This window comes from Streptomyces mirabilis, assembly GCF_039503195.1.
In the GTDB taxonomy this organism is placed as follows: domain Bacteria; phylum Actinomycetota; class Actinomycetes; order Streptomycetales; family Streptomycetaceae; genus Streptomyces; species Streptomyces mirabilis_D.
Map to the genome: position 1 here is coordinate 331,131 of NZ_JBCJKP010000001.1, position 22,088 is coordinate 353,218.

The 22,088-nt window shown below is 67.5% G+C and carries 24 protein-coding genes and 6 pseudogenes; 16 read left to right on the plus strand and 14 right to left on the minus strand.

Annotated elements, in window-relative coordinates:
• The first annotated feature begins 55 nt into the window (after nucleotides 1-55).
• Complete coding sequence (locus AAFF41_RS01780; RefSeq protein WP_343323313.1) at nucleotides 56-1,525, plus strand: MFS transporter; 1,470 nt, start codon at nucleotides 56-58, stop codon at nucleotides 1,523-1,525.
• A 53-nt stretch (nucleotides 1,526-1,578) separates the two neighbouring features.
• Here AAFF41_RS01780 and AAFF41_RS01785 read toward each other — a convergent pair whose 3' ends face one another.
• The 4 genes from AAFF41_RS01785 to AAFF41_RS01800 form a co-directional block, all read right to left on the minus strand.
• Entirely contained in the window at nucleotides 1,579-1,746 is a 168-nt protein-coding gene (locus AAFF41_RS01785; RefSeq protein WP_319753847.1) for a hypothetical protein, read from the minus strand.
• 214 nt (nucleotides 1,747-1,960) lie between these two features.
• Nucleotides 1,961-3,091 (minus strand): tetratricopeptide repeat protein, encoded by a 1,131-nt coding sequence (locus tag AAFF41_RS01790; RefSeq protein ID WP_343323314.1) that lies wholly within the window; start codon nucleotides 3,089-3,091, stop codon nucleotides 1,961-1,963.
• The gene (locus AAFF41_RS01795) at nucleotides 3,081-3,530 is read right to left on the minus strand and encodes a hypothetical protein (protein WP_319753849.1); all 450 of its coding nucleotides are present in this window, start codon (nucleotides 3,528-3,530) and stop codon (nucleotides 3,081-3,083) included. The genes AAFF41_RS01790 and AAFF41_RS01795 overlap by 11 nt, the downstream gene beginning before the upstream one ends.
• A 186-nt stretch (nucleotides 3,531-3,716) precedes the next feature.
• Nucleotides 3,717-4,157, minus strand: a complete 441-nt coding sequence (locus AAFF41_RS01800) for a MarR family winged helix-turn-helix transcriptional regulator (protein ID WP_319753850.1) — start codon at nucleotides 4,155-4,157, stop codon at nucleotides 3,717-3,719.
• Nucleotides 4,158-4,220: 63 nt separating this feature from the next.
• On the opposite strand from AAFF41_RS01800, the gene AAFF41_RS01805 reads away from it, so the two are divergent.
• Nucleotides 4,221-4,589: a VOC family protein gene (locus AAFF41_RS01805; protein ID WP_319753851.1), complete on the plus strand. Its 369-nt coding sequence runs from the start codon at nucleotides 4,221-4,223 to the stop codon at nucleotides 4,587-4,589.
• A 59-nt stretch (nucleotides 4,590-4,648) separates the two neighbouring features.
• Nucleotides 4,649-5,553, plus strand: a pseudogene (locus AAFF41_RS01810) (ISL3 family transposase); the annotation flags it as partial.
• Nucleotides 5,554-5,601: 48 nt separating this feature from the next.
• On the opposite strand, the pseudogene AAFF41_RS01815 reads toward AAFF41_RS01810, so the two are convergent.
• Nucleotides 5,602-5,956, minus strand: a pseudogene (locus AAFF41_RS01815) (helix-turn-helix domain-containing protein); the annotation flags it as partial.
• A gap of 158 nt (nucleotides 5,957-6,114) precedes the next feature.
• Entirely contained in the window at nucleotides 6,115-6,849 is a 735-nt protein-coding gene (locus AAFF41_RS01820; protein WP_319753852.1) for a dienelactone hydrolase family protein, read from the minus strand.
• Nucleotides 6,850-7,541: 692 nt separating this feature from the next.
• Here AAFF41_RS01820 and AAFF41_RS01825 point away from each other — a divergent pair.
• The 3 genes from AAFF41_RS01825 to AAFF41_RS01835 all read left to right on the plus strand — a co-directional run bounded on the left by AAFF41_RS01825 (nucleotide 7,542) and on the right by AAFF41_RS01835 (nucleotide 9,644).
• On the plus strand, nucleotides 7,542-7,727 hold the full coding sequence (locus AAFF41_RS01825) for a hypothetical protein (protein ID WP_319753853.1): 186 nt from the start codon (nucleotides 7,542-7,544) through the stop codon (nucleotides 7,725-7,727).
• 665 nt (nucleotides 7,728-8,392) lie between these two features.
• Nucleotides 8,393-9,186, plus strand: a protein-coding gene (locus AAFF41_RS01830) for an IS5 family transposase (protein ID WP_425526227.1) whose coding sequence is annotated in 2 segments (ribosomal slippage) — nucleotides 8,393-8,722 and nucleotides 8,725-9,186 — 792 coding nt in all. Because the reading frame shifts where the segments join, the coding sequence is not laid out codon by codon here.
• The gene (locus AAFF41_RS01835) at nucleotides 9,183-9,644 is read left to right on the plus strand and encodes a PIG-L deacetylase family protein (RefSeq protein WP_343323315.1); all 462 of its coding nucleotides are present in this window, start codon (nucleotides 9,183-9,185) and stop codon (nucleotides 9,642-9,644) included. The genes AAFF41_RS01830 and AAFF41_RS01835 overlap by 4 nt, the downstream gene beginning before the upstream one ends.
• An 84-nt stretch (nucleotides 9,645-9,728) precedes the next feature.
• Here AAFF41_RS01835 and AAFF41_RS01840 read toward each other — a convergent pair whose 3' ends face one another.
• The gene (locus AAFF41_RS01840) at nucleotides 9,729-10,091 is read right to left on the minus strand and encodes a transposase (RefSeq protein ID WP_319752875.1); all 363 of its coding nucleotides are present in this window, start codon (nucleotides 10,089-10,091) and stop codon (nucleotides 9,729-9,731) included.
• Nucleotides 10,088-11,011, minus strand: coding sequence for a transposase family protein (locus AAFF41_RS01845; protein WP_415926007.1), 924 nt, complete (start codon nucleotides 11,009-11,011; stop codon nucleotides 10,088-10,090). The genes AAFF41_RS01840 and AAFF41_RS01845 overlap by 4 nt, the downstream gene beginning before the upstream one ends.
• Before the next feature lie 59 nt (nucleotides 11,012-11,070).
• Here AAFF41_RS01845 and AAFF41_RS01850 point away from each other — a divergent pair, with 59 nt between their 5' ends.
• Together AAFF41_RS01850 and AAFF41_RS01855 are read left to right on the plus strand one after the other, a co-directional pair.
• Nucleotides 11,071-11,259: a hypothetical protein gene (locus AAFF41_RS01850; protein WP_319752877.1), complete on the plus strand. Its 189-nt coding sequence runs from the start codon at nucleotides 11,071-11,073 to the stop codon at nucleotides 11,257-11,259.
• 126 nt (nucleotides 11,260-11,385) lie between these two features.
• Entirely contained in the window at nucleotides 11,386-13,092 is a 1,707-nt protein-coding gene (locus tag AAFF41_RS01855; protein ID WP_319752878.1) for an MFS transporter, read from the plus strand.
• Between the two features lie 359 nt (nucleotides 13,093-13,451).
• On the opposite strand, the pseudogene AAFF41_RS51320 reads toward AAFF41_RS01855, so the two are convergent.
• Nucleotides 13,452-13,718: pseudogene (locus AAFF41_RS51320) on the minus strand (transposase); the annotation flags it as partial.
• 159 nt (nucleotides 13,719-13,877) lie between these two features.
• Nucleotides 13,878-14,036, minus strand: a pseudogene (locus AAFF41_RS01865) (transposase); the annotation flags it as partial.
• A 27-nt stretch (nucleotides 14,037-14,063) separates the two neighbouring features.
• On the opposite strand from AAFF41_RS01865, the gene AAFF41_RS01870 reads away from it, so the two are divergent.
• The 4 genes from AAFF41_RS01870 to AAFF41_RS01885 all read left to right on the plus strand — a co-directional run bounded on the left by AAFF41_RS01870 (nucleotide 14,064) and on the right by AAFF41_RS01885 (nucleotide 15,653).
• A complete protein-coding gene (locus AAFF41_RS01870; RefSeq protein ID WP_343323317.1) occupies nucleotides 14,064-14,327 on the plus strand; it encodes a carbamoyltransferase C-terminal domain-containing protein in 264 nt (87 codons plus the stop codon).
• Nucleotides 14,324-14,485, plus strand: a complete 162-nt coding sequence (locus AAFF41_RS01875) for an NUDIX hydrolase (RefSeq protein ID WP_319752881.1) — start codon at nucleotides 14,324-14,326, stop codon at nucleotides 14,483-14,485. The genes AAFF41_RS01870 and AAFF41_RS01875 overlap by 4 nt, the downstream gene beginning before the upstream one ends.
• Nucleotides 14,486-14,519: 34 nt before the next feature.
• A complete protein-coding gene (locus tag AAFF41_RS01880) occupies nucleotides 14,520-14,774 on the plus strand; it encodes an NUDIX hydrolase (RefSeq protein WP_343326235.1) in 255 nt (84 codons plus the stop codon).
• A 534-nt stretch (nucleotides 14,775-15,308) separates the two neighbouring features.
• Nucleotides 15,309-15,653 carry a hypothetical protein gene (locus tag AAFF41_RS01885; RefSeq protein ID WP_319752882.1) on the plus strand — a complete coding sequence of 115 codons (345 nt, stop codon included), beginning with the start codon at nucleotides 15,309-15,311 and terminating at the stop codon, nucleotides 15,651-15,653.
• Here the strand turns inward: AAFF41_RS01885 and AAFF41_RS01890 are convergent.
• A pseudogene (locus AAFF41_RS01890) lies at nucleotides 15,654-15,809 on the minus strand (IS5/IS1182 family transposase); the annotation flags it as partial.
• Between the two features lie 131 nt (nucleotides 15,810-15,940).
• Between AAFF41_RS01890 and AAFF41_RS01895 the strand changes: the two are divergent.
• The gene (locus AAFF41_RS01895; RefSeq protein ID WP_343323318.1) at nucleotides 15,941-16,372 is read left to right on the plus strand and encodes a DUF4279 domain-containing protein; all 432 of its coding nucleotides are present in this window, start codon (nucleotides 15,941-15,943) and stop codon (nucleotides 16,370-16,372) included.
• Between the two features lie 39 nt (nucleotides 16,373-16,411).
• On the opposite strand, the gene AAFF41_RS51325 is transcribed toward AAFF41_RS01895, so the two are convergent.
• Together AAFF41_RS51325 and AAFF41_RS01910 are read right to left on the minus strand one after the other, a co-directional pair.
• Nucleotides 16,412-17,472, minus strand: a protein-coding gene (locus tag AAFF41_RS51325; RefSeq protein ID WP_425526092.1) for an IS630 family transposase whose coding sequence is annotated in 2 segments (ribosomal slippage) — nucleotides 16,412-17,025 and nucleotides 17,025-17,472 — 1,062 coding nt in all. Because the reading frame shifts where the segments join, the coding sequence is not laid out codon by codon here.
• Nucleotides 17,473-17,546: 74 nt separating this feature from the next.
• A pseudogene (locus tag AAFF41_RS01910) lies at nucleotides 17,547-18,266 on the minus strand (IS5 family transposase); the annotation flags it as partial.
• 300 nt (nucleotides 18,267-18,566) lie between these two features.
• Between AAFF41_RS01910 and AAFF41_RS01915 the strand changes: the two are divergent.
• From AAFF41_RS01915 to AAFF41_RS01925, 3 genes are all read left to right on the plus strand, one after another.
• Nucleotides 18,567-19,091 (plus strand): hypothetical protein, encoded by a 525-nt coding sequence (locus AAFF41_RS01915; RefSeq protein WP_319752885.1) that lies wholly within the window; start codon nucleotides 18,567-18,569, stop codon nucleotides 19,089-19,091.
• Nucleotides 19,092-19,458: 367 nt separating this feature from the next.
• On the plus strand, nucleotides 19,459-20,742 hold the full coding sequence (locus AAFF41_RS01920; protein ID WP_343323320.1) for a hypothetical protein: 1,284 nt from the start codon (nucleotides 19,459-19,461) through the stop codon (nucleotides 20,740-20,742).
• Between the two features lie 234 nt (nucleotides 20,743-20,976).
• Nucleotides 20,977-21,561 (plus strand): YrhB domain-containing protein, encoded by a 585-nt coding sequence (locus AAFF41_RS01925; protein WP_343323321.1) that lies wholly within the window; start codon nucleotides 20,977-20,979, stop codon nucleotides 21,559-21,561.
• Here the strand turns inward: AAFF41_RS01925 and AAFF41_RS01930 are convergent.
• Nucleotides 21,543-22,088 carry a DUF3885 domain-containing protein gene (locus tag AAFF41_RS01930; RefSeq protein ID WP_343323322.1) on the minus strand — a complete coding sequence of 182 codons (546 nt, stop codon included), beginning with the start codon at nucleotides 22,086-22,088 and terminating at the stop codon, nucleotides 21,543-21,545. The genes AAFF41_RS01925 and AAFF41_RS01930 overlap by 19 nt on opposite strands.

Here is a 22,088-nt window from a genome sequence, read left to right on the forward strand (position 1 = left end):
GTATCGCCACCGCATCGACCGTGACCGGGCGCAACTAACGATTGAGGGGGTTCCCATGGCTGCATCGCATGCGACCGCAGGCAGTCGATCGAACCGGGCTGTGCTGCTCACGGTGACCTGCCTGGGCCAGTTCATGGTCCTGCTCGACAACACGATCGTTGGAGCGGCACTGCCCGATATGCAGCACCGGCTGCACACCCAACTGACCGGACTGCAATGGATCGTCGACGCGTACGTACTGCTGGTCGCCATGCTCCTGCTGTCCGGCGGCGTCTTCGCCGACCGATTCGGCCGCAAGCGGGTGTACCTGACCGGCGTGGCGGTGTTCACCGCCGCGTCGCTGCTGTGCAGCCTCGCGCCCTCGCTCGGCTGGCTTATCGCCAGCCGGGTGCTGCAGGGCATCGGGGCCGCGGCGCTCAGCCCTGCCTCGCTCGCCCTGCTCGCCGCCGCCTATCCCGCGCCGCAAGAACGAATCAAGGCGATCGGGATGTGGGCCGGACTCAGCGGAATCGGTCTGGCCGCAGGCCCCGTGGCCGGCGGCGTGCTGACACAAGCCTTCGGCTGGCCCGCCATCTTCCTGGTCAATCTGCCCATCGGCGTGGTCCTTCTGTTGGTCGGCCTGCGCCACCTCGGCGAGTCCCGCAACCCGAGCGCCCCCGCGATCGACATCCCGGGCACGGTGCTGTCCGTGCTGGCGGTGGGGGTACTCACCTACGGGCTGATCGAGGGTGGTGCCCGCGGCTGGACCTCACCGGTCATCCTGGGCAGCTTCGCCGCCGCGGTGATCCTCCTCGCCGCCTTCGTCGCCGTCGAAGCCCGTCGTTCCGCTCCGATGCTGCCGCTGCGGCTGTTTGGGCAGCGCCTGTTCACCGTGTCCAACACCGCCATGGTCGTGGTGGGGTTCGCGCTCATGGGCTCGTCGTTCTTCTTCTCCCAGTTCTTCGTGTACGTCCAGGGCAGCTCAATCCTGCGCGCCGGCCTGCAGACCCTGCCGGTATCCCTCGCCATGGTGATCGTCAGCCCGTACGCGGGCCGGCTCGCCGCCCGGTACGGCTTCCGAATCGTGGTCGCCACCGGCCTGGCCCTGGCCGGCCTGGGACTGCTGGCGCTCGGCATGGTGCACGCCGACACCGGCTACGGGAACGTGTGGTGGCGGCTGGGAGTCGTCGGCATCGGCTTCGCACTGGCCATGTCCCCACTGACAGGCGCCGCCATCCAAGCAGTCAGCCCGCAGGAAAGTGGCCTCGCCTCAGGCATCAGCAGCACCACCCGGCAGATCGGTGCGGTGCTCGGCGTGGCGGTGCTCGGGGCCATCGTCCGCACCCGGCAATCCGGCGGCGCCTCCTTCGAGACCGGCCTCAACAGCGCCTTCCTCGCTGCCGGCGCCATCACTTTGGCCACCGCCGTGTTCACCGGCCTGTGGCTGGCGAGGTCCCAGCCCGCGGAAGGCTCCGCGGCGCCGCACCGTTCCACTGATCCAGGTACAGTCACCGCCTCGAACGAGGCATCCGTGAACAGCCGTTGACAATGAGAATGGCCTTGGCCGGGAGAAGCGGCTGCGCGCCGAGGGCGTCGACATCACCATGCCGCTGCCGAGGCCCCCTGGGCGAACGCGACTTCCAGGTCCGCGCGCATCCTGCTGCGTTCGCGCGCCATGTCCCCCAGCAGTTGCCACAGTCCCGCCCGGCCGCCGCAGTGTGCGATCCATCCCACGGCGGCGGCCACCGCCGCCAGGACCGGAGCCACTTCGTGTCATTGCCCCACACCCGCCTCCACTGCCCGCATCAGGGCCATTCGGACAGACCCTCACCACAGAAAAGCGCGGGCAGACCCAAAACGCTGCGGCTCCAGGCCCGTTAGCCGAACCCAAGCAGCACCAGCCACCCCGCCCATCCGCCTGTTGCACTGCACTACCGGGCAAGGCCCGAGCGGCGATGGGAAGCATCCCGCGAAGGCCCGGTCACGGTCGTGATACCGGCTCACGGGACGGGTGATCGGCTTCCACTGCATAAAGAAATGCAGCGGTCGCTGCAAGAGCCTCTTCCGGGGAAGCCACGACCTTCGCGCGCGGCGAGGCCGCAACCTCTACGCGGTAGAACCCCCCGGCGACGACGCTGATGTACACCGCTGGGATCACCGGCAGTCCACGGACCGGACGCCGTCGCAGCATCCCCCGTCGGCGGCGTCGGCCCCGGCCGGCCAGCGGGGGCGGTGCCGTCGCCTCCGGGTCGTCGGCGTACCGCGTGAGGTCCTTGCCCATGAGCCGATACGTCAGCGCTGCAAGGCCCAGGGCCCAGTCTCCGTCGGGGTTCACGCTCACGGCCTCGCGGAAGACGCGCAGCGCCGTCTGCTCCTCCTGCGTGTCCAGGTACACCGCACCGCGGCACATGAGCGCCCAGTCGTTGCGCGGGTTGAGTTCCAGTGCCCGATTGAGGTCCGTGAGCGCTTCCTCGGCTCGTCCCAGCAGCCGGTAGGTCTCCCCGCGGCCCGCGATGCACCATTCGTAGTCCGGCTGCAGTTCGATGGCCTTGTCGAGATCCGTGAGCGCCTCCTGATAGTTCTTCTGCAGACGATGGATGGCGCCGCGGGTGGCGTAGGCCCAGGCGAGGTCAGGCTGCAGGTCGATGGCCCTGCTCGCGTCGAGGATCGCGAGATCGTTCTCCTGGAGCATCCGGTGGGCGGCGGCTCTGCCGGCCAGGGCGAGCGCATGCGCCGGCTCCGCCTCCAGCACGGATGACAAAACGGTGATGGCGTCCTGGTAGCGGCCCGTGGCCAGCAGGACGCTGCCGTGCCGGAACCTCTGTTCGACGGCCCCGCTGCGTTCCTCGGCGGATGCACCGAGGAGTGTGGGGTCCCGCGTTACGGCAGTCTCGGACTGGGCTGCGATCCTGGCGTGGATCAGGCCCAGGAAGCTCAGGTTGTCGCTGCCCGGCGCAGGCTCGTCGGGCAGCTCGAGGTGGTGAGCCTGCTGGAAGGCGAGCGCGGCACGGGTCCAGCCCCAAAGACTTTGCTGCGGGGGCAGGAGGGTCGGCGCAGTTCCGCCCAAGTGCAGCCGGACCGTGCGGAAGAGGGCGCGCCAGTCAACGGACATCCGTGTCTCCCCTCGTGCCCGGCCGGCTGAGCTGGGCCGTCAGTGCGTCCGCGTCCCCTTCTCTGTCCGGGAGAGGGCGGTGCGTGGCTGAAGCTGCGATCCGGGACACCTCGGCCGACGTGGGTTCGTTGCGGACGGCCATCTGCTGGATCACGAGTGGCGCCGCGATGCCCATGGTCACCGCGCCCAGGGGGCCTACGATCTGGTGCGCGGCGGCATACACGGCGTCCAGGCCGGTCGCCATCCCAAAGCGGCACACCACGGCGATCGCATACCCCGCCTTCTGCGGCCGCCCTTTGCCGTCCCGCCAGGGCCACTTCGGGACCCGGAACGGTTGGAGAGCGGCCCACAGCGCCCGGATCTCGACGAGACCGGCCCCCAGCAGTCCCCATAAACACGCCAGCCATATCGCCACGGTCGCCCCCTGCCCGACAGCCATCCAGCGTCGCAACCGCCAGTCCCTTTCCCCGGCCGACTACGGCCCGACTCCCGCCCTCGCGGGCGCACGGAAGCTCACGGGGTGGTGCATCGTTCCTGAGGTGCGCCGGAGGCAGGCAGGAACCGGTGTCCTGTGTAGCCCGGCCTCGCCTGATCCACGGGGCTCGGATCTGTCCGTTCGCTCCCCTCAACCTTCGCGCAGGGAATGGATCATGCTCTGCAGGATCCGGAACGCGTCTGACTGCTCGGTCTCGGTCAGGCCGGCCAGCATTCTGGCCTCGACGGACCGGACCGCTACGGTCGCCTTCTCGAGGCTCCGTCGGCCGCGAGGCGTGAGCCGCGTGGGGAGCACCTTCCCGACGGGTGCCTCCGCAGGCCTGGTCACGTAGCCGTCTCGTTCCAGGGCCTGGAGCAGCACGTTCATCGTCTGCCGTGTCACGAACGCGCCCCGCGCGAGCTCGGAGTTCGACAAGCCCGGTCGTTGGGCCAGCAGCTCGAGGCAGGAGTAGTGCGTCACGCTCATCCCGAGCGGCCGCAGCACCTCCTCCATGGCTGCGCGGAGGACGCTCGACGCCTCTTTCAGCAGGTAGCCCAGAGACGTCTCCAGGTCGACACCGTCTTGATTCATGTCAGAATTCTGACATAGATTGACCTGTGTCAGAAAGCTGACACGAAAAGAAGGAGCATCATCATGCCCGCCACCGGCCCCGACTTCATCTCGCTCCAAGCGCGCGACCTCGACGCTTCGCAGGCGTTCTACGAGCAGTACCTCGGCCTCGTCCGCTCGCAGACCGGACCTCCGCACGCCGTCGTCTTCGAGACGAAGCCGATCGCGTTCGCACTCCGCGACGTCGTTCCCGGCACCGATCTCGCATCCGTTGCTCAGCCCGGCATCGGTGCCGCGATCTGGCTCCACGCCACCGACGTCCAGGCCATTCACGATGCTCTGGTCGCCGACGGTCACACCATCGTCTCCGCACCGATCGACGGCCCCTTCGGTCGGACATTCACCTTCGCCGACCCCGACGGCTACCAGGTCACGCTCCACGACCGCGCCTGATCGGCCAAACGCCACCGGACGATCACCGATCCCCGAAGACCGCGGTTGCGCCCTGGCTCGTGCGTGACGCTACCTTCTGCCCTGCTGACCTGAGGACGTTCTGCCGGCTGGATGACCTCGGCTTGGAAGGGGTCGGCCAACAGCTGCATCCCGACCACACGGTGTTGCTCTGTCGAGTGGTCGACCCTGATGACTGATGCCATGCCTGCGGCTGCCTGGGGGTGCCGCGCGACAGCGTGCTGCGCCGACTGGCGCACGTCCCGCACGGTTGGCGGGCAACGATCCTGCACGTCCGCGTCCACGACTACCGCTCTTCGGGCTGCGGGCAGGTCTGGCGCCAAGACACGACCGCGGCCGCCGCGCCGAGGGCGAAACTCTCGACGCAGGCGGCGATGTGGGCGTTGAAGAGTGTCGTCATCGACCCGATGTCGATCGCCCGGATCGCCGAGGGCTCAGGGTGTCCTGGCACACCGTCAACGACACCGTCCTGGCGACCGGCCACCAGTTGCTGATCGCCGACCCGACCCGCTTCGACGGTGTCCAAGTCCTGGGCGTGGATGAGGACGCGTGGCGCCACACCCGCCGCGGGGACAAGTTCGTCATCATCGACCTCACCCCGGTCCGCGACGGCACCGGACCGTCGAGACTGCTGGACATGGCCGAAGGCCCATCCAAACAGGTGTTCAAGACCTGGCTCGAGGCCCAGACACCGGCGTTCCGCGACGGGATCGAGATCGAGGCCATGGACGGCTTCACCGGCTTCAAGACCGCCGAAGCTGAAGTCCCCGACGCAGTCGCGGTGATGGACCCGTTTCATGGTGTCGCCCTGGCCGGCGATGCGCTGGACCGATGCCGCCAAAGCGTCCAGCAAGACACCTGCGCGCACCGCGGCCGGGGCGGTGATCCGCTCTACGCCATCCGCAGCGTGCTGCGCACCGGTGTCGGCCTGCTCACCGACCGCCAACACTCGCTGAGCATCACCTCGGAGTCGGTGTGCTGCTTGAACCGCCTTGCGGCGGATCTCGCGGCTGACCGTGGACGGGTTGCGGCCCAGCTCTGCCGTGATGGCCCGGATCGTGGCCTTCTCCCGGAGCCGGTCGGCTCTGTGGGATGCGGTCGGCCTCACACAGATACCGGGACGGACCCGAAGGCGGTACCACCGCAGTGGCCGGAGGTACCGCCTTCCGCCCACCAGAGGCACGACGGCCGTTTCGCCGGCGCTGCCCTGTACGCAGGTTGATGCCAACGATCCGGCTGGCCTCCGAGAAGCTCGTTCCTTGATCCACAAGCCGAAAGTGTTCCTCCCGCTTGTGGATCAAGGGAGCATCCCCCGGACACTCCCGTTCCCTGCCGCTCTCGATGTCCATCGCACCCCTTGAACTGGGGTGTTGCGACGACCGCCAGAACCCAAGGAGTTCAACAGGGGCCCACGGTGTAGAGAGCTGTGGAAGGCCAGGACCCGTCTTCGACGAGTGGCATGCCGGCGACATCAGCTACCGTCCGCTGCCGGTCTGACGGCCCGGCCTCACTTCAGATGGCGGGTGAAGAACTGGGCCGCGGCGTCCCCCGCGAACTGCGGGACGCCAGTGTGCCCGCCGAGATGGGCGTGCAGGGACTTCTCCTGGGAGCTGAAGGCGTCGAACAGGTCCAGGGCCGCCTGCCGGTCGTTCCCTTCGTCGTCCCACTGCAGCAGGACGTGCAGTGGAATGGTGACCTGCCGGGCCTCCTCGAAGAGGGCGCGAGGCACGAAACTCCCGGCGAACAGAACGGCGGCCGAGATCCGAGGCTCGACCACCGCCAGCCGGATACCGATGGAGATCACTCCCCCCGAGTACCCGACCGGGCCGTCGATCTCGGGCAGCGAAAGGACGTCGTCCAGGGCGGCCTGCCATTCCGGGACCGCCTTGTCGACCAGCGGGAGGATGAGAGCGTCGACGATCTCGTCGCTGACCGGCTCACCGGCCTCCATCGCCCGGCGCAGGTCAGCGCGGGCCTGCTCGGCAGCGGGCCAACGGGGCCGGTCGCCGCTTCCGGGAAGCTCGATGGTGGCCGTGGCGAAGCCCTCCGCCGCGCAGTGCCGGGCCCGAGCCACCAGCCGGGGATACATCTTGCGCAGCCCGAGGGGAGGGTGGCCGAGCAGGATCAGCGGCACCGGTGTGGATGCCGGTGCGGGTGTCCACAGGATGCCAGGGATCTCACCGAGGGTGAATTCGCGTTCGAGGACGCCGTCGTCGAGGCGCTGCTCGGAAGTGAAATGCATGGTCGTACCTTTCGGGAGTGCACTGGAACGGCGCTCCCGGACGACCTGTCTATCGCCCGACCGTGACCCCGGAGGGGAGCACCCATGTCGATACTGTGTTCACGGGTACCACCTCCTCGATCTCTCGCACGGCCTCCGGAAACGTAGCAATGGTCGCCGTCGTCCGCCAAACGGTTTTTGCGGAGTCTCTACGACGGCGGGGCGCACTGGCGTGGTCGTTTCTCATGAACATCGAACACGACGCACCGCCGCCGCCTCCCCAACTCCTGCACAGGTGCTGTCGGTTCTCGGATCAGGCACAAATTCCGTGAGGACGATCAACCGGGTTCGACTTCGTCACCAGACGTGAGCGACGGCGTTCAGCCAGCCCAGCCCACGATGTTCGAGTACGACTTATGGCTTTCAAGGACGACTCCGGGAGTACACCCGCTACGTCGCCCGTGGGTTCGCAGCCCGGCAGGCCAGCACCGGCCCAGCTCCGGCCGGGCCGGTGCCGCCCGAGTGCCTGGATGGCGCTCTGGTCCTCCAGGCCGCTGAACTGCTCGTGTCCACCCAGTTCGGGACGGTGTCGATGCTCCACCGCAAGCCTGCGTATCGGCTTCGCCCTCACGGAGAAACTTTCCTGGTCTCGTGTGCCTTGTTGCCGGACTTCCTCCACCAGCTGGACATCGTCGCCCCCTCCGACGGCAGAGATGAACCGGCCCACCAACCGGATCCAGGAGCTCCAGCAGCACCAGCCACTGGGCTTCTTCGCCCGCTGGGGCTTGCGCGCCGCCGCCCTCGGCCCGCTCGGGGGCGCATGGGAGGTCGGCTCGTGGCGGGCCCAACTCGGCTGCGTTCTCCTCGCTGCATTCCTCACGTTCTACAGCCTCGGCTGAACCCGCCGCCCGTCTCACGGCCGCCCCGGGCCACCAAGGATCCGCCCAGCCATCCCGGCCGGGTGGGTCCTTCGCGTTCCCCGCCCCGTCTCCCCCACCAAGGAGCACCCCGTGGAACCCTGCGACCTCACCCTCACCGAACACCAGCAGACCGAACACACCCCCGCCGACCACCGCCATGTCGACCGTCAGCTTGCCGGTTGAGGACCTGGAACAGATCTGGGCCTTGTTCCCCGGGGCCCGCCCCGGCACGCGGCCCGATACCTTCCGGCCGCGCCCGCCCACGCCGCGGCCGGGATCTACACCGACGAGGCGTACATGGCGCCCGTCCACGACCTGGTCCGCCCGGAGGAAACCCTCGACTTCCTCCGGGCGCAGTACGAGCGGACGGCCCTCACTCCGGTGCCGCTCCACCAGCTGCTGGTTGCGGGCGCCGACAGCCCAAGCGAGCGACCTGGTTGTGCAGGGGCCGGAAGGGCGCAGGGTTGGAACGCTGCCTCTTCACCAGTAAATCCTCGCTGCGCCTACCGGGACAGCATCGACAACGCGGCGGACTGGACGAACTTCGTCGAGCGCACCTGGGTCGACTACATCAGTAGTCGGCGAAGCGGCAGCTAAGAGGCCATCTCATTTGGCTCGGTCGGTGGTCTGCGCTTGTGGACATTGTGGAGCGTCTGGTGCCGGATGAGTTGTGGGAGTTGTTCGAGCGGGTGGTGCCGCCCGCTCCGACGCGGCCTCAGGGCGGTGGCCGGCGGCGGTACGGGGATCGTGAGGTGCTGGCCGCGATTGTGTTCGTGGCCACGTCGGGGTGCACCTGGAAGCAACTGCCGCCGTCGTTCGGCCCGTCGGGGCCGACCGCGCACCGCCGGTTCGGCGAGTGGAGCAGGGCGCGGGTCTGGGCCAAGCTGCACCGCCTGGTGCTGGACGAACTCGGCGCCCGCGGGAACCTGGACTGGTCGAGGTGCGCGATCGACTCGGTGAACATGCGGGCCCTGAGAGGGGGGATCTGACAGGTCCGAATCCTGTCGACCGGGGCAAGAAAGGCTCGAAGATCCACCTGATCACGGAGCGGACCGGTTTACCCCTCTCCGTCGGTATCTCGGCCGCCAACCTGCACGACAGTCAGGCGCTGGAGCCACTCGTGCGCGGGATCCCGCCGATCCGCTCCCGCCGCGGCCCACGCCGACGTAAGCCCGCCAAGCTGCACGCCGACAAGGGCTACGACTACGACCACCTGCGTCGATGGCTGCGCAAGCGCGGCATCACCCACCGCATCGCACGCAAGGGCATCGAATCCTCCACACGGCCGGGCCGCCACCGCTGGACGATCGAGCGCACCATGGCCCGGCTCGCCGGCTGCCGTCGGCTCCACCGCCGCTACGAGCGCAAGGCCGAACACTTCCTGGCCCTCACCGCCATCGCCTGCACCCTCATTTGCTACCGCCGACTCACCAAATGAGACGACGTCTTATCAGCTACGACGCCAATGGCGGATATGGTCATCGCGACCACGTCAAGGTGCACGAAGTTGGCAAGCGTGCCGCCGAGCTGGCCGGGGTGCATCGGGTGCTGGAGGCGACCATGCCGCGTGACGTCGTGGCTCGTCTGGTGAAGCTGGTCCGCCTGCTGAGGATCCCGTTTAGGTACGATGCGGATGCGCTGCGCACCGCCTACAGTTCGCGCGCGGCCATCACCCACACCATCGATGTCCGACGGTTCGCCGGCCAGAAACAGGCGGCTCTTGCCGCCCACCGTTCGGAGGTGTCAGGGACGGGTCGGCTTGCTCCCGTGATGAGAGCGCTGGTTCGTCTTCCGGCCCCAGTCTTCGGTTGGTTGTTCGGTCGGGAATGGTTCGTCGAGGCCCGGGCAACAGCCCCGCCCAAGGCCTGCGCTGACATCTTCCAGCCGGCCCCATAGCGTCGTGTTCGGCCGATGGGGCCTGCCCGGGTGCATCGTGAGATGAGACGATGCGCTGTCGGAGATCTTGTGACCGATGCACGGTCATGGGCTGTGAAGGATGCGTTTGCGGAGAAGCGGGAGGTGTGCGCGACCGAAGCCCATGCGCTTGAGGAGCTTGGCTCTCGTGACGTGACCTTCGACCTGGCCCGAGCTCCAGGGCGTGGCGAAGGCAGCGGTGACGGCATCGATGTCTCGGTGGAAGCCGTTGACCAGCGAGTGCAGGGCGGGCAGGTCGTCGGCCTTGACCCGGTCCATCCAGGCGGGAAGGGCCTCAGCGTTCTGGTCTCGCATCATCGCGGCGAAATCGCGGACGTGCCGGACGGTGAGGTCCAGGTGCGGACAGCCGGTGCGGATCTCCTTGAGCTCTGCAGCGTCGGCCTCTGGGAGCCGGTCGGGGGCGGTCATGATCCAGCGGACCACACGCCGGGGCTTGGGAACGGTCCTGACCGGGGGTTGTGGCGCGGGCGGTGACTTCGGCAGCGGGCTGTGCGGCTTCTTGAACGGGCGGAAGCACCGGCGGACGCTCTGGACATCACCGGTGAAGCCCTGTTCCTGGATCTCGCAGTGCAGACGCGGGACGTCGTGGCAGCCCTCGCGCCAGCGTTGATGGAGATACGGCCTGTAGGGGTCGAGTTTCGAGGCCCGGTTGGTGCCCCGATGCGGACGCCTTCGGCATAGGCGCCGACCCGGTCGCGGCAGATCACCTCGATCTCGGGGTGGCCGACGAGCCAGAGCGCCAGAGGTTCGGCGTCCCGACCGGGCAAAACCTCCAGCGGGCGGCGGGCCTCCAGGTCCACCAGGAGAGTTGCATAGGAGTCGCCCTTGCGGAGGGCGAAATCATCAACGCCCAGCACTCTGACCAGGCCGGACGGCGGATCCGGCACGGTATGGAGCAGGCCCAGGAGCACGTCCTTGGCCACCGGTATCCCCAGCAGCGCGGCCAGCCTGGCCCCGGGACGCCCCGCCAGCACCAGCGCGATCGACGACAGTATCTGCCGTAACACCGGCGTGTATCGGGCGTGCGGCCGGGTCAGGCCCTCCACCTGCTCGGCGAACGTCACCGCAGCACAGCGGGAGTTGCTGCACTTGAACCGCCGCACCACGAACTCGATCACCACCGGCGTCAGCCCGACCGGCGCATCCCGCAGCTGCCGCATGTACCGACCGTGCACCCGCCAGGACGGCAGGCCGCACCCCGGACACCGCACCGGCAGCGCCCGGCACGACGCACGAAACGTGACCACCCCAGCAGCCCGCTCCACCGACTCCACCACCACACCGGCTAAATGCGGCAGCAACCGCCCCAAATCTCCTGAACCGCACACCCAGTTGATGCCCAGTTCAGACCGACTCCGTCACAAGATCTCCGACAGAGCCGAATTACGTGACGATCCACACCGTCGTCGGCGAAGACCAGCGGGAGTTCGACCTGGTGCAGGGACCAGGTCAGAGCGCCGGTGGTGGTGTCGTGGCCGGCGACGAGCAGGGTCATGGTGCGGCTGCGGATCTGCTCGTCGCTCTGGACGGCTTCGCTGGGGTCCGTCGGCGGCCGGGTGATGAACGGGGTGAATAACTTTGCGCAGACCCCTAGGCGTACCGACCAGTCGGTACTAGCCTCTGGCCACGCTCTCGGAGCCGGGCGCAGCGCGTCCCCGTCGCCCCGACACAACCCGGTTTCCGTATCCCCAGGAGGAGCCGTATGTCCGCCACTCCGACGGCGCTCGACGCCGACAGACCCACGCCCGATGGGCCCGCCGCGGACGCCCGCGGTCCGCTGGCCTGGCTGTACCGCCGCGACCTGGCGGACTACCCGCTCACCGGTCGCCGTATGGCGTATCTCGCGATCGTGGTCATCACCACCGTCGTCCTGTACTACATGCTGTACATCCAGTACGCAGTGGCGACGTCGATCATCACGCACTTCGACATGACCTACCGCTACTTCGTCTGGATCTCGGTGATCGGCAACGCGATCGGGGCCTTCGCCTCACTCGTGGCCGGTCTTGCGGATCGCTGGGGCCGCGCGAATCTGGTGGTCTACGGGCTGCTGATCGCCGCACTGCTGGTCTTCTTCGGGCTGCCGAACGCGGCGAACAAGACCACCTATCTGGTGCTCTTCGCGCTCGTCAGCTTCATCGAGGGCATCGTGCTGGTCGCCACCCCTGCGCTGATCAGGGACTTCTCCCCGCAGCTCGGCCGGGCCACCGCGATGGGGTATTGGACGATGGGCCCGGTCATCGGCTCTCTGGTGGTCACCACCGTCACCAGCAACACCCTCGACAGCGCCACCTGGCAGGACGAGCTGCGTTATTCGGCGATCGCCGGGTTCCTCGTCTTCGTCGTCGCGATCTTCGCGCTGCGCGAGCTGTCCCCGGCACTGCGCGATCAGATCATGGTGTCGCTGCGGGACCGGGCGCTGGTCGAGGCCCGCGCCAAGGGGCTGGACACCGAGGCGGTGCGCCGCGGCGAGTGGCGGCAGATGATGCGCCTGGACGTTCTGGGCTCGGCTTTCGCCATCGCCGTGTTCCTGCTGCTGTACTACGCGGCGGTCGGCAACTTCGTCGTCTACTTCGCGACCACCTTCGGCTATAGCGAGCAGCGCACCAACGCGCTGGCCAACTGGTACTGGGGGGCGAACGCCATCGCCCTGGTCCTGGTCGGCCTGCTCTCGGACCGGCTGAAGGTGCGCAAGCCCTTCATGATCGTCGGCGCGGTCGGCTCCGTCGTGGTGACCGCGATCTTCGCCACCCGCGCCACCCACCTGACGACCGACTACTACACCTTCGCCTGGCTGTTCATCGGCATCGGCGTCTTCAGCGGCATCGCCTACGCGCCCTGGATGGCGAGCTTCACCGAGACCGTGGAGAAGCACAACCCGGCGGCGACCGCGGCGGGCCTGGCGGTGTGGGGCTGGACGGTGCGCATCGTGGTCGCCGTCTCCGCGGCCTTCATCCCGGTGCTGGTGACTTCCGTGACCCCGCTCGTGGAGCACGGCGCCGAGGTCAAGGCCGCCTCGGTGCAGGCTGCGCCGGCGCTGGCCATCGTCAACGCGCACCCTCAGCTCTTCGCCGAGCTGAACAAGTACACCCCGGCCACGGTGCCGCCCGCGCTGGGCGCCCGCGCCGTCAAGGAGGTCGGTGCGGAGAACCTGGGAGTCGTGCAGAAGGCGGCACCGCAGCTGAAGCTGCTGCAGGAGTACGGCCCCGAGGTCCAGAAGGCGTCGAAGGACGGGCCCGGCGAGTGGCGCAACTGGTGGTGGATCTGCGTCGGCGGCCAGGTGCTCTTCCTGCCCTTCGTCTTCGTGATGGCAGGTCGCTGGAGCCCGAAGAAGGCGCGTGAGGACGCGGAGGCGCACCAGCTGGCGGTCGACCGCGAACTGGCCGCCCTCGCCGCCGCCGAGGAGTGACCGGACGCGGAGCCGGCCGGCGGTGGATTGGCCGGCCGGCTCCGCGGTCGCGTGTATCGGGGCAGCGAGGCCCCGCACCCCGGGTTGACTGCTCCTGTCGCTGTGATCAATCGGGCCGGAGCCCTTCTTGATGCCGCGCCGCCACGGCGCCATCTCCAGGGCATTCTGCGGGAGTTCGGTGCGCATGTGGGTGGCAAGCTGCCTTCCGACGATCATCCGCGAGTACACGGACGAAGGCGACACAGACCCAGCCGGACCAGGTCCGTATATAGGTCGACGGGCAGGAACCCGGCGGGCTCCGCGGCCTGTTCCGCCGACGGGCCTGACGTCGGCAGGCTCGGCCTCAGCTGCCCCGGATTCCAGTCCATGTGGGCCCGCACCTGGTCGGCGGCCTGCCGGTCGGACAGACCCTCGGCATACTGCAACACCGACACCAAGGCCAGAGCTCCCGGCGAGATCGCGGGCCGGCCCCGGTCGGGGAAGGCTGCGGCGAAATCCTCGTCCGTGAACAGCGCACCGAGTACTTCCCGGATCCGCATGGTCAAGGTCCCCCTCGGGAACGAGGCTCGCACCACCCGAGCCGTCAGCTCAGGCACCCCGTCCTCCGACCGCGACTCCAACGACATCCCGCCCCACCACCCCGCCAACGACCACAGCCATCAGCAAGACCAACGACACCGCCCCGCCCGAATCACGACTTTCCCAACGGAGTCGTTCGCGCCCGGGAGGAAGCGCTTCTTAACACTGCTCTGACCCGCGCGGCGCACGGGTCTGCACGATTGGCCTCAGCCGGGACGTTTCTGGTTTTCGATGTACTCCTTGATGACAGCGAGCGGGGCGCCCCCGCACGAGGCGGCGAAGTAGGACGGCGACCAGAAGTAGTCACCCCACAGGTAGTTGCGGATGTGGCCGGGGAACTCCTGCCGCAGGCGCCGGGCGGAGACGACCACGCCGACAAGATCGCCGGAGCCGTGCACGTCGACGGCACCGCTTGTGTGGAGACCGTCGACCCGGCCACCGCCCCCGCGTACGGGGCCCTGATCGAGCACTTCCACCAGCAGACCGGAGGACCCGTCGTCCCGAACATGTCCTTCAACGACCGCGAACCCGTCGTCGAAGCCCCGGCCCACGCCCTCGCCACCGTCCAGGCCTGCGACCTGGACGTGGCTGCATCGGCCCATACCTGGTCGAACGGTCCTGCCCCCCTCTGGGGACCGCCACACTGGAAGGCATGACGACCTTCACGCCGCCGCTGAGGGAGGCCGCCCGTGCCATCGTCATGGACGCCGACGACCGCGTCCTGCTGCTGCGCTACGACGAGAACCAGGGTTTCTGGGCAACGCCCGGCGGCTCCCTGAAGCGGGGGGAGCCACGCCAGGGCAACTCTCCGTGAGCTGGGTGAAGAGCTTGGCATCGACGATAAGGCGATCGAGCTCGGGCCCCAGCTCGCGGAGCGCACGAAGGACCATCTGGTCGGCGGGCGCGAAGTCCGGCAGGTGGAGTTGTACTTCCTCGCCCGTGTCTCCGCAGCCGACGTCGACCCGGCCCGTGCGCCGCAGCCCGACAACATCCGCGCGTACCGCTGGTGGACCCTGGCCGAACTGCGCAACACCCAGCAGACGGTCCATCCCGTCGGCCTCGCGCCGACCTGGTCGCGACCGGCGCCGCAGGGCGGCCCCTGAAGCAGCCCGTCGTCCTGACAGGCTGACAACTGCACGGAAGCCGCTGACGTCATGCTCACCCCTCCCTGACCGCTGCCCAGTTGCGGGACATCACTGGTGTTTCATTGGCCTGAGCCTCTTGCGTCAGCAGAGGACCAGTCGTCAGCCCACCCACCCGATGCCACGGACCTCGATCGCTCCAGCGTGCGGCATGTAGGGGATCCAACACGTCGCCCGACCACTTCCCGGATCTCCTCCACGGATCCCGGGTCGCGCACATCGGCTCAGGTCCGCGGATCTATCCGCGGACCTCCACGAGCGCCCTCACCTCCTGCCGGGCTCGGTCGTCCGGCTGCTGCGCCATGGCCTCCACCGCGAGCTCCTCCACCACCACGCCATACCGCATGCGCACACCCCCGTGTGATCGACTCGGGCGGCAGCGTACGGAGGAACCGCAGATCACGTTTCGGCCAGTGGATAACCGGGATTTCGCGGCGTGGTCGCCCCGACCACTAGGTTCTGTCCGGCGGATCATGGCGGCATAGGCTCCTGGCCATGCACAGCACCCTGACGGAGCACGCCAGATGTCTCTACGGAGATGAGTACCGACCCACGCCGGAGTGCGGGCTCGAACACGGGGAGCACTACTTCGTCGAGGAGCTGACGTTCGCCGACGCGGATTCGATCCTTGCCATGTTTCGTGAACTCTGCCCGCACGTGGTGGACGGCTACCTGCCGGTCTGGATCCGGAATCTGGCTTATCGGCTGGTGCTCTTGCAGCGGCCGGACGAACCGGCACTGCTGCGGGAGGCTGCTGAGAATCTGTGGATGCACGGCCCGGACTGGGACCACATTGCAGAGGGCCTCAAGAAGCGGGCCGATGCTCTGGAAGCCGACTGATCACGGCTTGAGCCAAAGGCGGATCGACGCAACGGTGACGGTGCCATGGAAGACGTAGGCGTGCTTGTCATACCGCGCTGCCACAGCCCGGGAGTGCTGGAGTCGGTTGATCGTGCGTTCGACCTCGTTCCTGCGCTTGTACATCTCTTTGTCGAAGCTACTGCACTTGATTGGGTGATGTCGGGTGCGCGGGTTGCGCGGGCGTCCTGGCGGGGAATGCGGTGGCCCAGCGCTGATCAACCTGCGATTGTGATGGCGTGCCAGAAGACCTGACCATGCGCTCGCCGTTGCCGGACACGAAGTGGTCGGCCGGGTCGATCCGGATCACGAGCCGGACCGTCCGCGCCGATGAGATCTCGGCTCGCCTGGGGATCGCTCCAGACGAGCTGTTCGAGCAGGGGAGCCTGATGAGTCCCCGGAACCCGAGGAGCGCCCGGCGGGAGTCCAGTGTCTGGATCCGGTGGAGTGGTCTCGGAAACGACAGCGGGCTTGAGGAGCACGTCGCGGCGCTGGTCCGACTGGTCCGAGACTGTCGCGAGGAACTGACGCGTCTGTCCGTCGAGTGCGAGCTGGAGCTGTTCCTCGGCTGCGGTAGTGAGAACGGTCAGGGAGGGTGCGTCCTGCCGGCTCACCTGCTCGCCGAAGTCGGAGGGCTGGGCCTCGATGTCGTTCTCGATCTCTACCCGCCCACGCCAGACGCAGGCGCCTTGCGGGGATGACTGCCCCACCGCCGACGCTGGGTCGAGGGACTCGGCTGATCAGTCGAAGGTGAGGCCGATGCCGGTGAGGCAGCCGTCGACCAGGTCCGGATGGTACTGGATCTTCTTGAGTCGACGCTTGACGGCTCTGGTGATCTGTCCGAGGTCGGCGGCGGCGAGGTTGCCGATGTCGCGCTTGACCAGGGACCAGATGCCCTCCTGCGGGTTGAGGTCCGGGGCGTAGGTGGGTAGCTGGAACACGGTGAGCCACTCGGCGTTCGCGTCGATGAACTTGCGTATTCCGGCGGTCAGGTGGAGGCGGACGTTGTCCCAGACCAGGACGATCGGGCCGCCGAGCTGGGTTCGGGCGCGGGTGATCAGGTCGCGGAAGTCCCGCCATCCGAAGCCCTTCGGCTCGTCCTTGCGGCCGCGGTACTCGCGGAACGCGTAGATCAGCCGGGACCGCTGGCCCGGCTTGTAGCAGGTCATGCCCGCCATCGACACTCGTCCGGAGCCACGGCCACGTACTCGAACGACGGGGGTCTGGCCGATCCGGCCCCAGGTCCTGGCTCGCGGCGGAGTCATCGACTGCCCGGCCTCGTCCTCGAAGACCACCCAGGCGCCGCGTTCCGCCGCAATGCTCTTACCCGCGGCCAGGTCTCCGTCTTCCACATCTCGACCGCCTCGTCGTCGCGCTCGATGGCTCGCCGCGCGGGCTGCTGCCACGACCAGCCGTGCCGCCTCAGCAGCTGCCACGTGCCCTCGACCGTGTACGACACGTGGAACAGCCGGCCGATCAGCGTCTTGATCCGGGCGAGCGTCCACCGTTGGTCGGCCCAGCCGTGGGCGAGCGGGCCGCGCTCCAACTCCCGCTCCAGTCTGGCGATCTGGGTGTCGCTGAGCCGGGGCCGCCCCGGAGATCCCTTCGACAGCACCCCGGCCTCGCCCTGCTCGCGCCAAGCCCGTCGCCACCGTTCCACCGACCGCTCGCTCACCCGTAGCGCGGCGGCGATGTCCCCGTTCTTGTGCCCGTCCTCGAAGCGGTCGACGGCCTGGAGCCGTAACAGTTCCCTCCGGACCCTCTCAGCGTCGGTCAGCCCGCCGCCTTGCGCATACCTCACGCCCCTGGCCTACCGAACCCAACCAGCCACTGTCAGGCGAACGGCCCCGACATCACCCAATCAAGTTCTGTAGCGGGTCGGCCTCCTCGGCTGCCGCGGCGTCGGCGGTTGGCCCGCTGGTCCTTCGGTTCCGGGATGGTGTGTTTGATCTGCCGTCTGCGCAGGTACCGGCGGTTGCGGCGAGAGCTGTACGCCTTATCGCCGCCCAGGTGGTCGGGGCGGGTGCGCGGATGGCCACCGCCGGGGCGCGTGACCCGGATCCGTTCGAGGACGGGCACCAGCTGCGGGCTGTCGCCCCACTGGCCCGGCGTGATCAGGAAGGCCAGTGGACGGCGGCCGCCCTCCCCGGCAAGGTGGATCTTGGAGGTCAGACCGCCACGGGACCGGCCGAATCCTTCGTCGGGGCGGTGCTGCCGGGGCGTTGATCTCCGTTTCGGGATACGGGGTGTTCTGTGCGGTGCACCGGCAGCGTGCTGGTGGGCCCGGCACGAGGTGGAGTCCACGCTCACCATGCTCCAGTCGATGCGCCCCTGCGAGTCGGCCTCGGCCTGGACGGCCTGGAGGATCCTTTCCCAGGTGCCATCCGCCGACCACCGGCGGTGGCGCTCGTACACGGTTTTCCAGCTCCCGAACCGCTCCGGCAGGTCTCGCCACGGGACACCCGTGCGGACCCGGAACAGGATCCCCTTGATCACCGTCCGGTGATCAATCCAACGTCCACCCCGGCGCCCGGTCTTCGGCAGATGTGGGGCAAGTTGCACCCACTCGTCGTTCGTAAGATCGCCCCACCCCACGACCAACACAATGGTCCACGCGAGGTGATCACATGATCCGCCGGACAGAACCTAGAACCCAGACCATGGCCCCGACCACGGTCCGGCCGTGCCGCGGCCAGCCCCGATCACGACGGCTGGTCAGCTGTGACTGAGCGCGCTGCCTGGCCATTCCGGCGTTGCAGTTGGCCACACACCCGAACTGGGCCATCAGGTCTGCGTGATCGTTATGCTCGGGCCGTCCGGACAAGGACTGCCACAGCGGCGAATCTTCAGTGAATCGAGCCACCAACAGGTCCGGATGGCTTCAGACTAGGTCCCATGTCTGCGCTGTGGACCTTGCTTGCCGCCCCCGCCGGGGCCGTCGCGACAACGCTGATCGGAGTCTTTGCGGGAAGTGCGGTCAGCAGGAGGACGCAGGACAGACATTGGGGCCGGGAGCAGTTGGCGGCAGCGTGCGCACGCGTACTTCGCGAATCATCAGGGTTGCTCGTGAGCCTCAGCGAGGCAGAGTTGGCTCGCCCCAGCTCCCTCCCTCAAGGCGTCGTCCACCGGACCACCATTGACTGGCGGCCGTGGAATGAGGCGCTGAGCATGGTGAACCTTGTCGCTGACAGGGACATCGCGGAAGCCGCTCACGTCCTTGACGAGCAGATATGGCGTCTTCACACCAAGGTCAAACGCGGCCTGACCCCCGAGGAGAACTGGTTCATTCTGCGTTCACGCGTGGAGTTGGCACAGAACAGCTTCATCGTCACCGCGCGCCGCCGACTCTCGCCCGCCGGAGGCTCACTTCAGCGTTTCTCCGGGCGGCCTGCTCCAGATGACCCGATCTGGACCGCATGAGCTGTTTCAGCCAGAGCGCAGCGGGTCGGCTGGTGCGCGGAGTGGCCAACTGGGGAACAGGCATGGCTCTTGCTCGCCCCGAGCCCACCTGCGAAGATCACCGCATGATCAAGCGAAAGGACAGCCGGGTCCTCGTCCGGTGAGCCGCCCTCAGTCATGGGACCTCGGCGGCACCCTCAGTGGTCAGCCCTCCCTCTACAGCCATGCCCAGGCAGTTGAGCGTCAGCCGTCGGAGCAGCCACGGCACCATGAGCTCCCTCAGAAGACCCCCCAGCCAAGCCGCCGCGCCAACCGATCGAAGAACGCTGCGGCACGGATCGCCGCCGCTGCCACACGTCTGACCAGTTCTGTTCCCGATCGCTCGGTAGTGTCCAACCTGGACAGGCAGCTTCGGCGCATCGTGTGGCGCGACCATGCGCGAACCCTCGAGACAACTCTCCAAGAGAGATCCCTCCCCTCAGACCGCGTGCGCCAGTTGGGTCGGTGGTTCACCATGCGCGGTGAGCACCCCAATGCAGTCCAGTTCGGGATGCTGCTGCTGGGCATGGCCGGGACCGACCACGACAGTGAAATCTTGAAGACCCTGGGCACCTTCTGGGACTTCTCGGCTGAGGCCTGTGAAGCCCTGCTACGCTCCCAGGCCGACCCCTACCGGGCTCTCTTCGAACTGGCCCAGCAGGCGGAAGGCTGGGCTCGCGTCGATGCCGTCGGCCGCCTCGAAGGAGCGTCCGATCCCGAGATCAGGAACTGGTTGATCCGTGAGTCGTACACAGGCGACGTACTGGACAGCTACTTCGCGTTGACCGCCGCGAAAGTCGGTGATCTCGCTGATGTCCTGTCCAGAGAATCATTGGACGAGGTAACTCTGGACGGCGCGGGGAGGCTCCTCGAAGCGCTCACCGACGTCGATGGACCGGGGCCGGCGTTGGGGTCGTATGACGACGCAGTACGCGCGCTGACAGGTTATCTGGGTCACGCCACAGCAAGAGGCATCACGCTGCGGCAGCTTTGGAGCCTCTTGTCGATCAACCGATTCCTCAATGACCCGCACGCGAGCGCAAAATGCCGGGAACATCACGAGTGGCGGCACGTTCGGCACCAATTCACGAAATTGGTTGGAGATCCGGCATCCCGGAAAGTCGTACTCTCCGGCCTAACTGACGAGGAGCCGACCACTCTCCGTCTTGCGGCATGGGCGGCAAGACTGATGAACATCCCCGCCCGCCCGGCGCTGCTGCGGAGGGTGGAGTCACAACCTCACGACAGCACCATCTGGTTCCTGCTCATCGACGACTGTCCGAGCGAGGACATCTCGGCGGTCCTCGAGGCCGCAGAACGCCTCCTGCCTTTCCACGGCCTGCGAACCGGTCCGACAACTGAACTGGGCCTCGGGACGGAGTATGAGGTCGATGGGATCCTCGACATCATCGTGAGTCGACTGGACGACCACCCCGGCCACGGATGGCAATTGATAGAAACTGCCCTCAACAATCGAACGAGTAGGAACCGTCGTATGGCGCTCCGGGCACTCAAGGGCTGGCCAACCGAGATCCTCCCTCCTACGGCACGCCAGATCCTCCTTGCGGCTGCAGCAAGAGAGCCCGTTCCCGAGCTCCGGTCAGAAATTACACAACAAGCCCGACGCCTATGAATCTGTGACACCGACCAAGAGCAGAATGTCGTGAGGCGGGGAGACTTCACGAGAGACATTCCCCGCCTCTCGGCGCAAGCGGCGACCCTTCGGGCGCCAAGAATACTGGCGCGCGGCACTTTTCCCACAGCTGTCGTGTTCCTGAGCAAGCAGGTCCACCAGACCCCTGCTGCATAGCCCTGGGCAGTGCGAATTCCCTGGCCAAGTCAGGTGCCCGTACGGGATGCTGCACGCGTGATCGAGCGAGAAGCCGCCGTTCAGTTTGTCGAAGAACAGCTGGAGCGCGACTATCAAAGTTGGCGAGCTACGGGTGTGGACGCGATGCGCATGGCTGTGGTCCATGTCGGGCAGCACGAGCTGGTATGGATCATCTCGTGGCAGTCCGAGGAGTTCGTACGCACTCGGAACTCCGAGTTCATGCTGGCCGGCAACGGGCCGTACCTGGTCGACCGCATCGATGGGGGACTACACCAGATCGGCGTGGTCTCCGCGGTAACCGGGGAGTGGGAGGCCGACTATCGAGCCCGGATACGTGGGTTGCCGGTGCGCACCGCAGTGGACGATCTACACGATGCGCTACGTGGAGTCGCCGCTACACGCGGACGGATGCACGCTGTGCGGATACTGCGCCAGAGACTGCCCATGCTCTCGCCTGCGGAGGCCATCGAGTACGTGAGCGCATTGCTGGACGGTGATGCACCCGCGCGCCTCGTGGCCGTCGCCACCAAGGAACTCGTCGAGCCTCTCAACCCGGTACTTGCGGTGAAGACCATTCTGAGTGGAGCGGTGATCCGAACCAGTCAGAGACCCGACGGATGAATGGAAAGCCAGTCGGCATGCCGATCGCGCACCTGGTCCCGTTCCTCGGACGTGGTGAGGAAGACGTCTGCACCACCGTCGTAGGGGTGGTGGATGCGCTGCATCCGGGTGTCGGTGACGAGGACTCCCGCCACCTTGTCGTCGGCGATGTCTCGGAGCAACTCGTCGATGCAGCCGCGCCGCCAGGGCCGGCGGGCGGCGAAGAGGTGGCAGTACGTGCGGAACCCAGAGTCAGGATCGTCCTCCACCAGCAGACTCTGCCAATACCCCGCGGCGGGTTGGACTGACGGAACCTCGGCTTCGGTCGTCCAGAGCGGAGTGATCACGTACACGTCCGCAGCAGCGAACAACTCATCGAGGACGGTGTTGTAACGCTCCAGGACAACGGCGTACTCGCTCTCGTCCTCCGCGTACCGCTTCGACTCCGGCAGGCTGTGAAAACGTACCCAGACACCCCGATACGGGTCACGGAGCTTGTACCCAACCGGAGGGCAACTGGGCCAACGCTGCTGCCACAGCTCCGTCAA